Origin of the sequence: Vibrio sp. T20, assembly GCF_007858795.1 — a bacterium.
GTDB lineage: Bacteria > Pseudomonadota > Gammaproteobacteria > Enterobacterales > Vibrionaceae > Vibrio > Vibrio satsumensis.
In genome coordinates this window covers 1-14771 of record NZ_VFEB01000252.1, presented here as the reverse complement: position 1 = coordinate 14771, position 14771 = coordinate 1, and the positions used below count along the sequence as shown (strand labels likewise).

The 14771-nt window shown below is 44.8% G+C and carries 10 protein-coding genes; 8 read left to right on the top strand and 2 right to left on the bottom strand.

Annotated elements, in window-relative coordinates; genetic code table 11:
- Positions 1–31: 31 nt before the first annotated feature.
- From FTW16_RS22780 to FTW16_RS22760, 5 genes are all read left to right on the top strand, one after another.
- Complete coding sequence (locus FTW16_RS22780) at positions 32–1018, top strand: carbohydrate ABC transporter permease (RefSeq protein WP_146492551.1); 987 nt, start codon at positions 32–34, stop codon at positions 1016–1018.
- Between the two features lie 46 nt (positions 1019–1064).
- The gene (locus FTW16_RS22775) at positions 1065–1913 is read left to right on the top strand and encodes a carbohydrate ABC transporter permease (RefSeq protein ID WP_017061568.1); all 849 of its coding nucleotides are present in this window, start codon (positions 1065–1067) and stop codon (positions 1911–1913) included.
- 17 nt (positions 1914–1930) lie between these two features.
- Positions 1931–3280, top strand: coding sequence for a GH1 family beta-glucosidase (locus tag FTW16_RS22770; RefSeq protein ID WP_029405709.1), 1350 nt, complete (start codon positions 1931–1933; stop codon positions 3278–3280).
- On the top strand, positions 3280–4371 hold the full coding sequence (locus FTW16_RS22765) for an ABC transporter ATP-binding protein (RefSeq protein ID WP_019826228.1): 1092 nt from the start codon (positions 3280–3282) through the stop codon (positions 4369–4371). The genes FTW16_RS22770 and FTW16_RS22765 overlap by 1 nt, the downstream gene beginning before the upstream one ends.
- A 108-nt stretch (positions 4372–4479) precedes the next feature.
- Complete coding sequence (locus tag FTW16_RS22760) at positions 4480–6894, top strand: GH36-type glycosyl hydrolase domain-containing protein (protein ID WP_146492549.1); 2415 nt, start codon at positions 4480–4482, stop codon at positions 6892–6894.
- A 107-nt stretch (positions 6895–7001) separates the two neighbouring features.
- Here FTW16_RS22760 and FTW16_RS22755 read toward each other — a convergent pair whose 3' ends face one another.
- A complete protein-coding gene (locus FTW16_RS22755) occupies positions 7002–7949 on the bottom strand; it encodes an aldose 1-epimerase (RefSeq protein WP_146492548.1) in 948 nt (315 codons plus the stop codon).
- A 64-nt stretch (positions 7950–8013) separates the two neighbouring features.
- Here FTW16_RS22755 and FTW16_RS22750 point away from each other — a divergent pair, with 64 nt between their 5' ends.
- The 3 genes from FTW16_RS22750 to FTW16_RS22740 all read left to right on the top strand — a co-directional run bounded on the left by FTW16_RS22750 (position 8014) and on the right by FTW16_RS22740 (position 13324).
- Positions 8014–11085, top strand: a complete 3072-nt coding sequence (locus FTW16_RS22750; RefSeq protein ID WP_146492547.1) for a GH116 family glycosyl hydrolase — start codon at positions 8014–8016, stop codon at positions 11083–11085.
- A gap of 94 nt (positions 11086–11179) precedes the next feature.
- On the top strand, positions 11180–12193 hold the full coding sequence (locus FTW16_RS22745) for a LacI family DNA-binding transcriptional regulator (protein ID WP_146492546.1): 1014 nt from the start codon (positions 11180–11182) through the stop codon (positions 12191–12193).
- 348 nt (positions 12194–12541) lie between these two features.
- Positions 12542–13324, top strand: coding sequence for a hypothetical protein (locus tag FTW16_RS22740; protein WP_146492544.1), 783 nt, complete (start codon positions 12542–12544; stop codon positions 13322–13324).
- A gap of 375 nt (positions 13325–13699) precedes the next feature.
- Here the strand turns inward: FTW16_RS22740 and FTW16_RS22735 are convergent.
- Positions 13700–14771: iron-containing alcohol dehydrogenase (locus tag FTW16_RS22735; RefSeq protein WP_409994460.1), on the bottom strand; the 1072-nt coding region annotated here is incomplete at its 5' end.

Sequence of the window (14771 nt, the reverse complement as noted above, 5' to 3'; positions counted from 1 at the left end):
AACGCGCTTCCTTTTTTAAGAGGTCGTTACTATGAATCATACAGCGAGCACAACGATAGAACCTGCGGACAAAAGCTTTTTTTCTCGTCTGAATTTGAAAGCGCTTACACCGTATGGATTCCTTCTGCCGTTTCTGATCATTTTTTCTGTATTTGGGATCTTCCCGCTGTTGTTCTCTGTTTACCTGTCGTTCCACGAATGGAACCCAGTACAGGGCATGGACGCAATGCAGTTTGTTGGTTTTGAGAACTATCACATTGCATTGACTGACCCGTGGCTATGGCGTTCGTTAAAGAACACATTGTGGCTAGCAATCACTTCGGGTGTGGCTCAGCACTTAGTCGCTATTCCAGTGGCTTACATGTTGGTTTCAATGGGTGACCGTATGCGTCACTGGCTAACATCGGCGTACTTTCTACCGTTCATCACATCAACGGTCGCAGCGTCACTGATTTTCTTCAACATGTACTCTCCTAACTCAGGAATTATTAACCAAACGCTAATGGCTCTGGCCGATAGCACGCTGTTTGGTTGGGCATTTGCTTGGGTTAACGATTTTCAACCAATCCGTTGGTTAGACGATGCGACTATGGTGAAGCCGTCTATCGCGATCATGGTTTTCTGGAAATACACCGGTTTTAACATCGTCCTTTACACCACAGGTTTAATGACGATTCCTAAAGATATTTTAGAAGCTGCTCGTATGGATGGTGCCAACGCCTTCCGCCGCTTCTGGAACATTTCACTACCAATGATTCGTCCATTCATCTTCTTTGCTATCACCATGACCATCATCGGTAACCTGCAAATGTTTGAAGAACCGTTCGTTCTAACGCGTGGTACAGGTGGTACAGGTCAATCTGGTTTAACTATCTCTATGTACCTCTACAAAGTGGGTTGGGAATGGTTAGAAATGGGCACAGCGTCAGCAATTTCATGGCTTCTGTTTGCACTCATCGCGTCTTGTACTTTGGTTCAATTTTTATTCTTCGGTAAGAAAGGCTTAGGGGAACATTAAGATGTCGACATCAATTAAGACAAATACCTCACCACTAAGTGGCCTAATGCCAAGCGAACGCACCATGTACATCATGACTAAGATCTTGATGGTCATGCTCGGCATATTACTGATTGTTTCCGCAATCATTACGGTGTTCCCGTTTGTGTGGTCAGCACTGCTTTCAACACGTGACCGCTCGGAGATCTTCGGCTCGGGCATCAGCTTTGCGATTGGCGATAGCCTAATGGTGAACTACGCAAAACTGCTGGAAATCATGCCGTTTTGGAAAGCGATGTTTAACTCGATTTACGTGGCTTTCTTAGGCACCACTATCTCGCTGCTGTTTTGTAGCATGGGTGGTTACGCGTTTGCTGTGTTTAAGTTCCGCGGTAAGAACGTGTTGTTCGGCATGCTGGTTGGCTCAATGGCGATTCCGCCAGTGCTTAGCTTGATCCCTTACTTCATGATCGTGAAATTCTTAGGCTTGTTGGATAACCACATGGCGGTATGGCTACCGTTTACCACCACACCATTTGGTATCTTCTTGATGCGTCAGCACGTGATTGCATCGATTCCTAAAGAGCTATTAGAAGCAGCGAAACTGGATGGTGCAGGTGAGTTCAGAACGTACTGGAGTGTGGTACTGCCACTGATGAAACCAGCACTAGCAACACTCGCTATCGTGCAGTTCGTCTTCTTCTGGAACATGTTTATGCAGCCTCTTGTGGTGCTGAACAACCCTGACAACTACGTCATCACACAAGCACTACGAAGTGTTCAAGGTATTCCGAATACGCCATGGGGCGCGGTAATGCTAGGTACCACAATTTCTATTTTACCACTCGTTATTACTTACCTGTTTGCATCGAAGCAGATGATCAGTGGTTTAACGTCCGGCGCAGTTAAAGGTTAGGTTTAAGGGTTATAACAATGAATAAATTTCAACTTCCAAGTGATTCAAAGTTACGCAGTAAGGAATTTGTATTCGGTGTCGCGACATCTTCATACCAAATTGAAGGCGGCGTTGAAGAGGGCGGTCGTACACCGTCTATCTGGGACACATTTTGTAAGACGCCAGGTAAGGTAGATAACGGCGACAGTGGTGATGTGGCGTGCGACCACTACCACTTGTGGAAGCAAGATATCGAGATGATTCAAGGTTTAGGTGTTGATGCTTACCGCCTGTCAATTGCATGGCCACGTATTCTGCCGCAAGACGGTGTGGTGAACCAGCAAGGCCTTGAGTTTTACGGTCAGATTATCGACGAGTGCCATGCTCGTGGCATGAAAGTGTATGTGACTTTGTACCACTGGGATCTTCCGCAATATCTTGAAGACAAGGGCGGCTGGTTAAACCGAGAAACATCTTACAAATTCGCTGAATATGCAGAAGTGGTGAGCAAGTATTTTGGCGATACTATCGACGTATACACCACGCTCAATGAACCGTTTGTGTCTGCGTTCCTAGGTTACCGCTGGGGCGAACATGCGCCGGGTATCAAGGGTGAGAAAGAGGGCTACTTAGCATCTCACCACCTAATGTTGGCACACGGTTTAGCAATGCCGATTCTTCGCAAGAATGCGCCTCATGCTAAGCATGGAGTGGTATTTAACGCGACTCCAGCTTACCCGCTAACGCCACAAGATCAAGGCGCCGCAGACTACTGTGAAGCAGAGAACTACCACTGGTTTATCGACCCAGTATTGAAGGGTGAATACCCACAACTGGTCGTCGAGCGCCAAGCGATGAACATGCCGATGATTTTAGAAGGTGATTTAGACATCATCAGCGCACCAGTCGATTACATCGGTATCAACTACTACACACGCAATGTCGCTCGCTTCAACGAGAATGGCGACATTGAATCAGTGAAACAGACTGACGCAGAGCACACTTACATCGGCTGGGAAATCAACCCACAAGGCCTAACGGATTTGCTAACGCGTTTGGATGCTCGCTACGAAAATATGCCACCCATCTACATCACAGAGAACGGTGCTGCAGGTAACGACGAGCGTGTTAATGGACAAGTGATGGACGACCAACGAGTTCGTTATTTCCAAGGTCATATCGAAGCGGTTCACAACGCCGTTGAAGCTGGCGTGAAAGTCGATGGCTACTTCGCTTGGAGCCTGATGGATAACTTTGAGTGGGCATTCGGTTATTGCCAGCGTTTTGGCATCGTTCACGTTGATTACACCACCCAAGAAAGAACATTGAAACAGAGCGCAATTGCGTATCGAAATATGCTTCTAGAGCGCGCTGAGGAGAACAGATAATGGCTAAAGTAGAATTTAAGAACATCAAAAAATCATTCGGTGATGTTGAAGTTGTCAAAGAGTTTGATTTTACGGTTGAAGATGGTGAATTCGTGGTTTTCCTTGGCCCATCTGGCTGTGGTAAATCGACAACGCTACGTATGCTTGCCGGACTTGAAAGCATCAGCTCTGGTGACATCGTAGTTGGCGGCAAGTTGATGAACAAAGTCGACGCGAAAGACCGCGATTTGGCGATGGTATTCCAAAGCTACGCTCTGTACCCACACATGACGGTTTACGAGAACATCGCTTTCGCACTAAAACTGAAAGGCATGCCGAAAGCGGAAATCGACGTAGAAGTACTAAAAGCGGCGAAAATGCTGGAGCTTGATCCACTACTTAACCGTAAGCCAAAAGAGCTTTCTGGTGGTCAACGTCAGCGTGTGGCAATGGGGCGTGCGATGGTTCGTACCCCTAAGGTTTTCTTGTTCGACGAGCCGTTATCTAACCTAGATGCAAAACTGCGTGGTGTGATGCGTGAAGAGATCAAACACCTACACCGCGAGCTTAAAACCACCACGATCTACGTAACACACGACCAGATCGAAGCGATGACACTGGCAGATCGCATTGTGATCCTGAAAGACGGTTACGTTGCTCAAGTGGGTACACCAACGGAAGTGTTCCAACGCCCAGCTAACAAATTTGTCGCGCAATTCATTGGTAACCCGTCAATGAATATGTTGGAAGCTAAGCTGATTGAAAAAGAGGGTGAATACTTCGTTGAACTTGGTGATGTTCATATCCCATTGCCGGAGCGTTTTAAGTCTCTGGCCTCTAAAAATCTCGCGCTTCACTTTGGTGTTCGTCCAACAGACATCCACCTACGTGCCGAGCAAGTGGATCACGACCGTGTGCTGCCATTCCCTGTGAAAATCAAAGACAAGGAACTACTAGGCGCGAGCATTCTTCTGAAAACAGAAATTGGCGGCCAACCGCTGATGGTTGAGACCCAAGCCGCTGAGGTGGATGTGAAAGAACTGACACTTTACTTGGATTTGGATGCCTTCCACCTGTTTGACGCACTTAGCGAGAACTCGCTAGCGAGCTAGTCAATTACGAGCTAGCCAGTCAACTTAAGTCAGCCAACGAGCTGATACCAACCTACTTACGACAAATTGTTTTGGCTCCTCCTGATTTGGGAGGGGCTAGGGATAGTGATGATGAAATTCGGATATTTTGACGATAAAAACAAAGAATACGTAGCAACCACGCCGTGCACACCGATCAAATGGTGTAACTACGTGGGCACATTAGATTTCGGTGGCATTGTAGATAGCAACGGTGGCGTGTTGTTGTGTAAGGGCGACCCGGCACTGAACCGTATTACCAAGTACATTGCACAGCTGCCTAATTCAGATTTCAAAGGCTCGACCCTATACCTTAAGGTGCGTGACGAAGCGGGCAACGTAGAAATTTTCTCGCCTTTCTACACTCCAACTCTGAAGCCGCTTGATAAGTTTGAAAACCACACTGGTTTGTCTTACACCACCATCATTGCAGAAGCATTTGGTGTGCGTTGTGAAGCGACGTTCTTCGTGCCTAAAGCCGACCAAGTATTGTTGCAAGACATCAAAGTGACCAACATTTCAGACAAAGCGCTGCACGTTGATGTGGTTCCTGTGTATGAGTTCACACACTTTGATGCACTTAAGCAGTTATTGAATGCCGATTGGGTTCCACAAACCATGACATTGAAAGCGCACCAACAAGAATCGGGTCACACCGTGCTTGAGCAGTATGCCTTCATGAAGCGCGATTACGCGGTGAACCTGATGACAGCGGATCGCCTTGCGACGTCTTTTGATGGTGACCGCCAATCGTTCCTAGGTAATTTGGGCTACGGAACATGGGCAGCGCCGCAAGCGCTAGAAAACGACGAGCTTGGTAATACTGAGTGTTTGCGTGGTGACAACATTGGTGCTCTAAATCTGCGTTTAGGATGGTTATCTCCAGAGCAGACGGAACGTACGGTTGTGCAGATCGCGCAAGAACAGAGCTTAGAAGCAGCGCAGCCTTTGCTGTCTAAATACCGTGATCTTCAAGTGGTTGATTCGGCATTCGCTGAATTGGCTGAGCACTGGGATTCTTACCTACAATCGGTTCAGGTTGAAACGCCAGACCCTGCTATGAACTCAATGCTTAACATACACAACCCACGTCAATGCCACACCACTAAAAACTGGTCTCGTTACCTGTCTTTGTATCAGCTTGGTTATGGTGCACGTGGTATCGGTTTCCGTGACTCTTCGCAAGATACGTTGGGCGTGATTACTCATATGCCAGAAGAGGCTCGTGAGTTCATTGAGCGTCTACTATCGGTACAAAACACCAATGGTTCTGCGATGCACCAGTTCTTCCCATCGACCATGGAAGCGAACGCGGGTGACTCACGTGAAGAAGAAGATCGCCCGGATTACTACGGTGACGATCATCTGTGGATCATTTACGCGGTGACTCAATATGTGAAAGAAACGGGCAATGCAGACTTCTTGAACAAAGAGATCCCGTTCTACCAAAAAGACAAAGCGGGCAACCCAATTGAAACGGGAACCGTGTGGGATCACTTGTGCCGCGCAATTGAATTTACCTACACCAATACCGGTGAGCACGGCCTACCGTTATTAGGTTTTGCTGACTGGAATGACACGGTGAACCTGCCAACGGGTGCTGAGTCGATGATGGTAGCCAACATGTACGGCAAAGCCCTGCTCGATATGCTGGACCTTTGTGAGTTGCGTGGTGAAGCGAAGCTAACAACCAAGTTTAAAGATCAGTACCAACAGATGCAGAGCACAGTGAATGAGTGCGGTTGGGATGGCGAATGGTTTGTGCGTTACTTTGATGAGCAAGGCCTGCCGATTGGTTCTCACAAGAACGAGCAAGGGCAGATCTACACTAATGGTCAAAGCTGGCCTGTGATTTCTGGTTTCGCGACTCAAGAACGTGCGACGCAAGCGCTAGATTCGGTTTACAACAAGCTGAACACAACCAATGGCATCAAGCTTTCAACACCGGGTTACAACGGCTTTGATCCGCAACTAGGTGGCGTTTCGACATATCCACCGGGTGCGAAAGAGAATGGCGGTATTTTCCTGCATTCAAACCCGTGGGTGATGATCGCAGAAGCGAAAATGGGCAATGGCGAGCGTGCTTATGAGTACTACCGTCAAATTAACCCGGCTTCTAAGAACGACGACATTGATACCTTTGAGTCAGAACCCTACTGCTACCCACAAAACATCTTGGGTGACGAACATAAACAGTTCGGTCTAGGCCGTAATGCATGGTTGTCTGGTACCTCATCTTGGACATACGTTGCGGGTACGCAGTGGATTCTGGGTGTTCGACCTGAAGTAGATGGCTTGCTGGTGGACCCTTGTATTCCGGCTGAATGGCCTGAGTTTAAAGTCCGTCGTCAGTTCCGCGGTGCAACATACAACATTCATGTCACGAACCCGAATAACGTGTGTAAGGGCGTGGTTGAGATGAAGGTCAATGGTGATCTGATTTCAGGCAACAAAGCACCGGTGTTTACCTCTGGCGAGCACACGGTAGAAGTAGTTTTAGGTTAACAAAGAGAAGGGCGCTTTATGCGCCCTTTATTGCTCTTTCGTTTCGCTAGCAATGCGCTCTCTGGGGGGCTGATTTCGCATTCAGCAGTTGCTCTAGTTTAGCTCGATTATTTTGGTTGATAGGCAGCTTGGCATTGCCAAGTGAAGGTTTGAGACTGGTTCGGGCTAAGCGTCAATAAGCCAATCTGGTTATTGAAAGCATCGGCAGGGCAAGTCATTGGTTCTATTGCAATACTTTGCTCACTCGTTGGGGTGTACAGCTGAACAAATGGGTAGCTCGCATCTTGTTGATAGTGAATCTCGGCAGATGAATCTGAGCGTGTGAAAGTCAGTTGGTTAGTTGTCTTTGAATCAAATTCAAAGCAGTGGTTTAGGCTTTGATTCGTTAGGGAATCAGCCAAAGACAAACGGTCAAAAGCCTGTTTTTCACCATTAGGTAGGTCGTTCTCGTGTATGACCTCAGCACAAGATGACATGGTAAGCCCACACTGTTTCAAGTCAGTGCCAAGCGAGAAATAAGGGTGCCAAGCATCACCGAATGGGAAGGCGAAATCACCACAATTAGAGACAGTTGTCGAGCAAGATAGCTTGCCTGTGATGTCGATAGTGAAGGTGACTTCAAGGTTAAAAGCGAACGGGAAAGCAGGGTGCAAAGATGACGTCTGATATTGCAGCGTCACACTGGCTGACTCTTCATTGGCTACGCTGTTTTTGATTGAAAAAGGTTGGTTGTAGAGCAGGCCATGTACGGCGTGATTTGACCAAGGAAAGTTAGCTGGGAGTTGATGGTTTTGGTTTTCGAAACTGTAACGACCTAAGTTTAAACGGTTTGGAAAAGGGAATAATTTAGCACTGCGGGAAAAGAACGGATGTTGGTTGATCAGTTCATCATAATTCTGATAACCACAAATAAAAGAGAATGGACTGTTATTTACAATGTATTTATTTATAACAGCACCAAACCCATTGATTATTTGAAGTTCTATACCATGCTGGTGGTTTATTAATGTGACAGAGTCAATATTTCCAAATTTTTCATTTATAATTTTAAACATGTTGATGTCTCCATTTTTTAAAGATATTAACAAGAAGAAAAAAATATTCAATGGCGGTTTTAAAATGAATAATAAAATTCCATATACAAGCTATTCAGGAAATTCAAAACACCTGTGTAAAAAAGGTGATGCAGTTGAATTTATTCAACCTTGGTACACGCCAATTTCTACGACACCAGAAAATACCGGCATGGCAATCGGTGGTATCGGTAATACATTTACACTGACGCCAAATGGCAACACGCCAAACTTCAGTTTCATTCCAGGGATATTTGTCGACTGCTCACAACAAGCTATTAATTTTAATGATTTTTATGCGTCAGTGATGGATGTGCCGACCACTGAAAAGATCCAAGTTCTTAACGAGCAAGAGCTTAGTGTGCACCTGAATTTTTACCCAGCGCTATTCGATGGAAAGAAGATAGATAAAGAAAATATTTCGAATGCAATTAACCTTATTCGTGCCGCATTAGAAAATGGTAATTTCTATAAAGAAAATAAAGATAACTTTATAAAGTGGAATGTCGAGTTTTCTAATAAGACTACATTATTAATTGAATCCGATTCATCATCGATTGATTGTCAATTATATGTAGCCTTAGATTTCTTTAATGGTTTATTAATAAATGGTACAGCGAGACAGTTATCACTAACTGCGGGAAATAATAGTGATATAGAAAGTGTTAATGGTAGCGATATAGAATATAAGGCTTTATATCCATTAGCTGAATATCAATATAATAGTTTTGATGGTATTAATATAAAGCGAAAGGTAGTCTCGCCGATCGTTAAGGAGGATAAACGCCTCTGTTCTTTGCCGATGCACTGGAACCACTTCCAACTTACTAACCAATCACAGCAAACACGCGTGATTACTCTTGCTCAACCTCTACAAAACTTGATCGGTTCAACCTACCGGAAAGGTCGTGATGGGATTCAAGATTCGGCGTGTACCTTGTCTCAAAACCCGATTGATCAGCAGCATCAAGCGGTGAAGCTTAATGGTGAAAGCTACGGTTTTACTGGTGTTCAGCTCACAAGTCAGTCCCCTTATCAAAGTGACATTGAGGGTGAGGTGGTGTTTGGTGTTCAAGCCGAAAACCGTTTGATGGAGTCGGGCAAGGTATCGGTGTCTGTTAAGCCAACGCTTTATACTTCGAAAGTGACCCAGCAAACCGAGTTCGCATTGAAAACCGGCCGCACTAACGCTGAATTCCAAACTGGCATTTACACAGGGCGCGAAGCATTGAGCGCACTTGTTGTGGTACAGGTTGAATTGGAGCCGGGTGAGTCTGTAGACCTGCGTTTTGCACAAGTGATGGCACATAGCAAAGTGATGCTTAATGGCTGGAACTCGGAGAAGGCTTATACGCAATTCTACCCTCAAGCTAAACCTGCCTTACCTATGTTAGAAGATGTCTTGCCAAAGCTTGAGGTGATTGAGCAGAAGCTCGTTGAGCAGCAGACTGCTTTCCTAGAGCAAGCTCAGAGTAAGATATCACAGCCTGAATCAGCACTGCGCTATGCGACGATGGCGATGAACTCACTATCATTCCTTGCTGAATCAACAGTATGGGATAAAGAAGATAAGTTCCTAGTGAAAGAGTGTGTTGATTACCCATTCTTTAACTCTTTGGATGTGTATTTCTACGGATCATTTTCATTGCTCTATTTGCTACCTGAACTTGATGGCTGCGTGATGAAAGAGTTCTCAAAAGCCATTTTGGCCGAAGACTTTACTCAGCGCCGCTACTGGGAATATGAAGCGACACCGAATGCTGAATTGATTGATGAAAAGTACCAAGGTGTGCGTGCGATTCGAGGTGCAGTAATCCACGATTTGGGTAGCCCGTTCGACATTCAGCCTGACGCATATAGCTGGCATAATGTTAAGGAATGGAAGGACTTAGCACCGAAATACATTCTGATGGTGTACCGTCATTACCAAAACACACAAGATATGTCAGTGGTTAAAGAGTGCTGGCAAGCCGTTACAGAGAGCATCGATTTCTTATCGAACTTGATTGCTGAGGGCGATGATTTACCACTCACTCGAGGTACTGACGATACCTTCGATAACCTCGCTTCACATGGTATCTCTATTTACTGTGCGAGCCTCTGGGTTGCTGGCCTTCAAGCCGCGAGTGAACTTGCACAATTAATGGGTGAAGACGATCTGGGTTCGGACTACCTAACACGTTCTAAAAAGGCATTAGCCACGGTTGAGCAGAGCTTGTGGGATGAGAAAGAGGGTTATTACCACTTCTTCGTGACGCCTGTCCAAGCCAAGCATCTCACCGGTGAAGGCTACCAAGCTTTGGAAACTCTGGGGTTGGTTTTAACGGGTGATGCGATTGCTGATAAGAATATGCTTAACGACTATCTACAAACCGATACTTCGATAAACATCGGTAAGGTAGCTCAACGTGTCTCCAAGAAACGTTTGTTGAGTGAAACGGCACCTCAAGCTTTCACGCAAGAATATCTAGACTTGGTACCCGATTCAGACAATAGCTTTGGTGATGCGCTGCTTGCCGATAGTTATCTCAAACTGATTGGCCTAGAGGGTATTTTCCCGCAACAGCGCATTCAGCGTGCATTGGACTATGTTTATAAACATAACTTCGAGATTAACAGCCCTAAACTTGGGGTGGCGAATATGACGCTCGCGGATGGTTCTCCACATGAGGCTTTTCAGGCGCAAGACGTGTGGATTGGCGTGCAATTTAGTGTCGCGACAGCGTTGAGTTTAGCGGGCAAATCGCAGCAAGCAGAAACATTAATGGATACCGTGTATACCGCGCTGTATGACTATTCAAAAATTCCATTTGCCGCACCAGAAGGGTTCAACTGTTCAGTCTCATTTGATGAGAAAGATCTTTCAGAGTCTTTTAAATTGTCACAAAGTGATGCGAAAAAGTGGATTAATGCACTTAAATTGCAAAACTGTGTGCTGTCTGACGGTCGGGTTAATCCTAGTTTGACGAAAGACAATGATAAATTTGTTAATATGGTACAAGGTGAAATTTCAGCGGATCAAGCTACGGTTCTTCATAAGTGGCTTCTGAGCACAGGTTTGAAATATACCGCGGGTCGCTACTTCCGACCGGGGATGATTTTCGCCTACTTATATTAATTAAATAGTATGAGTTTCACCTTAAGCAATGTTGAGTTGAAACTGATGGGGAGCTTTAGGGCTCCCCTTAATGTCATTGGGTTAGGGTATTGAGATGCGCACTAAAACTAAAAAAACCACCGTATACGATGTAGCGAGGCTAGCTGGCGTTTCTCCAAGCACGGTTTCTCGTTTTCTTAATCGAACAACCTATGTGTCGGATGATAAAAGCCAGAATATCGAGCAGGCAATCAAAGACACCGGCTATAAGCCGAATTTTCAAATGCAGGAAAACATTAATCGCCGTTCATTAACGATTGGTGTATTGGTGCAGCATCCTGATAGCCCTTATACCAGTCGTATTCTTAACGACATGGAGAAAACCCTGATAGCTCAAGGCTATTCGTTAGTGATAGCTACCGGGCATTGGCAAAAAAAGCTCGAAATACATGCCTTGGAGTATTTAGCTAAGAGTAATGTCGATGGCATGATCATCGTGACAGGCAGCATTACCAAAGAGGACATCGCTAAGTATGCGCAAGACATTCCGGTTGTTGCAGTGGGCTATGACATGGTTGCAGATAATGTTCGCTCAATTAACATTGATAATGTGTTGGGTGGTTACATGGCAACCCTCCACTTGCTCCAACAGGGGCACGTGAATATTGCTCATATCAAAGGGCTTTCTAGCCAGCCAGACGCAGGTAACCGCTTTGAAGGCTATAAGAAAGCGCTTCAAGAAGCGGGCATTAAGGTGATGCCAAAGCTCGTCAAGCAAGGGGATTTCAGTAGTGAAAGTGGCTATGAGAAAACCGTGGAATTAATCGAGTCGAAGATTCATTTTTCTGCTCTGTTCGCAGCCAATGATCAAACGGCTTATGGGGCGATTAAGGCGCTCCATGATCACGGGTACAAAGTGCCAGAAGATGTGTCAGTAATAGGGTTTGATGACTTACCAACGTCGAAGTATTTCACGCCAGCATTGACGACTTTGAGGCAGCCGATTGAAGAGATTGGCGAGGTGTGTGCTCAGTCGATCTTGAACTTGTTATCTGGCGAGCGACATGAAGCTCGTTTACCACCCATTGATCTAATCGTCAGAGAGTCGACCAAGTCATTGTATCGTTAATTTCAAGACAAGCATCAAGGTGGTGCGCCCGTGATGATTAGTATTGATGTCAATGCGAACCATGGTGCAGGAATGCTAAAACACTTCTACCCCATTATTCTTAGCTCCGCCGAACGGAGCCCTTCGAACGTTCTAGAATAGAATAAATTAAACCAATCCATATGTACGAAAGTTATACAGATATTTTTGGTAGGCTTCTTACGAATATCGCTTTCGATTCACACAATAGCATTATATTTATTGAGTATGACAATAGACGACAGCAAAATAATAAAAACGTAGATACGGAAGAGTTGCGTCTGTAAAGCGCGAGGCATTTACATACAGTTTTAGCTATGAGGAGGTCAAATGGGTGACTGGGATCATTTACATGACATGCATAATGAAGGTTATAGCGCTGATCAGATAAGTGACGCAGCAGCTTGCGGGTATAACCCATATGATATTAACCTAGATCTACATGCTTTAGGGTTATCTCCTAAAGAATGGGAGGCGACTGATAGTAATTTCAATTCAGAGTTATCCAAAGTTAACCCCAAGTTAAAGGTGATCTTTGAGGATCTGGTGGATAATGCCGAAGCTTTCTACGAGTTTACAAATCGTTATTTGCAGATTTGGGGGGAATTAGGAGAGTTATATGCCGAAGTTAACTATGGGATTAAGCGGCATAAACCACATACTAAAGGGTCTGACGGAAAGCTAGGAAATGACTTCATCGAAATAAAAACGATTTCTCCTGAAAAGAATAAAGAAGAAGTGAAAGTGAAACGCGCTGGAAACTTTAATAAGCTTCTAATTGTAAAAATATCCTCCGACTTTACGTTTGAAGGGCAGCTAATCGCCCGAAAAGATCTACCGAAAGGTGAAGGTAAACATGCAAGAGCTTCATGGGATCGTAAGAAAATTGTAGTCACAAAACCACAAACTGTAATCACAAAATCAATGACTGGCTCACCTGAAGCCAAAATATATGCAGCCCTAAAGCTTCCTACTTATTTAGATGCCGAACTTCAAAACAAGCTTGGTTTGTCGGAGTCAGATTTCACCAAAGCAGTTAGTGAGCTTTCTAAATCCCAAAAGATTAAGCGTTCACTAGAAGATGGTAAGAAATGGGTACGTAATACAAAGTAACCTAGTAAATCGATAAGACAGATTTGCAACGATTGGCATTCTCAGTTCAAGTTGAATTTAGTGCTTACAGTTCAATTCTAAATAAGTTGAGTGGTGGTGTCGTTTACTGCTTAACGTTTCATCAGCCAATCCACAATCTAGTAAATTAGTTAAATCGGTAACTCATATTTGCCCCTTTTCTTGTTAGTGCTTTTACTCATTCACATTCTGTTAATGTGGGCTTGCCTTACGATAGCTAATAACAAAAGTCTCTAAAGAGGGGGCAGAATTAAATGATCTACCACAATCCATCATGATATGAACTGATACTACTAAGTTAAAGCCCATAGAAAAACCAATAATCTATGGGCATAGAGTTTATGATGCTACGTTGTATTAAACTTGAACAAGTTCTTTGTTTTCAGGCTTGGTTTTTTTAACAATACCTTCTTTATCTACGTTCATTTCTAAAGGCGTTTCTAGGTATTTTGAACCATAGAAGGAAGCACTTAGAACATCACCTAGCTCAGTAATTAGAGGGTAGCGTGGGTTTGCACCAGTACATTGGTCATCAAACGCTTCTACCGCAAGCTCATCTAGTTTAGCGATGAAGTCAGCTTCGTTAACACCCGCTTCTTTAATAGATAGTGGGATGTCTAGGTCTTTCTTAAGCTCTTCTAACCAAGTCAGTAGACGCTCAATCTTCTGTGCAGTGCGGTCACCAGCTTGGCTTAGGCCTAGGTGGTCAGCAACTTCTGCGTAACGACGACGTGCTTGTGGACGGTCGTATTGAGAGAAAGCAGTCTGTTTAGTTGGGTTATCGTTCGCGTTGTAACGTACAACGTTTGAGATAAGTAGCGCGTTAGCAAGACCGTGTGGAAGGTGGAACTCAGCACCAATTTTGTGAGCCATTGAGTGACACACACCTAGGAAAGCATTCGCAAACGCTACACCAGCAATCGTTGCTGCGTTATGTACTTTCTCACGAGCGATTGGGTCTTGTGCACCATATTTGTAGCTAGATGGTAGGTACTCTTTAAGCATCTTAAGTGCTTGTAGAGCTTGACCGTCTGAGTACTCGTTCGCTAGAACAGATACGTAAGCTTCAAGAGCGTGAGTTACTGCATCGTAACCACCGAACGCTGTTAGAGACTTAGGCATGTTCATAACTAGGTTAGCATCAACGATAGCCATGTTTGGCGTAATTTCGTAATCAGCTAGTGGGTACTTAGCGCCAGTCTTATCGTCAGTTACAACAGCGAATGGAGTAACTTCAGAACCCGTACCTGAAGTAGTAGTAATACATACCAGTTCAGCTTTTTGACCCATTTTAGGGAACTTGTAGATACGCTTACGGATATCCATAAAGCGCATTGCTAGTTCTTCAAAGTGAGTTTCTGGGTGCTCGTACATAACCCACATGATCTTAGCCGCATCCATTGGAGAGCCGCCACCTAGAGCAAGGATT

What these genes read in the sequence shown, in the direction of transcription:
- FTW16_RS22745 (WP_146492546.1), top strand. Translation starts at nt 11,180, where the DNA reads ATGCGCACTAAAACTAAAAAAACCACCGTATACGATGTAGCGAGGCTA.
- FTW16_RS22750 (WP_146492547.1), top strand. Translation starts at nt 8,014, where the DNA reads ATGAATAATAAAATTCCATATACAAGCTATTCAGGAAATTCAAAACAC.
- FTW16_RS22765 (WP_019826228.1), top strand. Translation starts at nt 3,280, where the DNA reads ATGGCTAAAGTAGAATTTAAGAACATCAAAAAATCATTCGGTGATGTT.
- FTW16_RS22755 (WP_146492548.1), bottom strand. Translation starts at nt 7,949, where the DNA reads ATGTTTAAAATTATAAATGAAAAATTTGGAAATATTGACTCTGTCACA.
- FTW16_RS22760 (WP_146492549.1), top strand. Translation starts at nt 4,480, where the DNA reads ATGATGAAATTCGGATATTTTGACGATAAAAACAAAGAATACGTAGCA.
- FTW16_RS22770 (WP_029405709.1), top strand. Translation starts at nt 1,931, where the DNA reads ATGAATAAATTTCAACTTCCAAGTGATTCAAAGTTACGCAGTAAGGAA.
- FTW16_RS22780 (WP_146492551.1), top strand. Translation starts at nt 32, where the DNA reads ATGAATCATACAGCGAGCACAACGATAGAACCTGCGGACAAAAGCTTT.
- FTW16_RS22740 (WP_146492544.1), top strand. Translation starts at nt 12,542, where the DNA reads ATGGGTGACTGGGATCATTTACATGACATGCATAATGAAGGTTATAGC.
- FTW16_RS22775 (WP_017061568.1), top strand. Translation starts at nt 1,065, where the DNA reads ATGCCAAGCGAACGCACCATGTACATCATGACTAAGATCTTGATGGTC.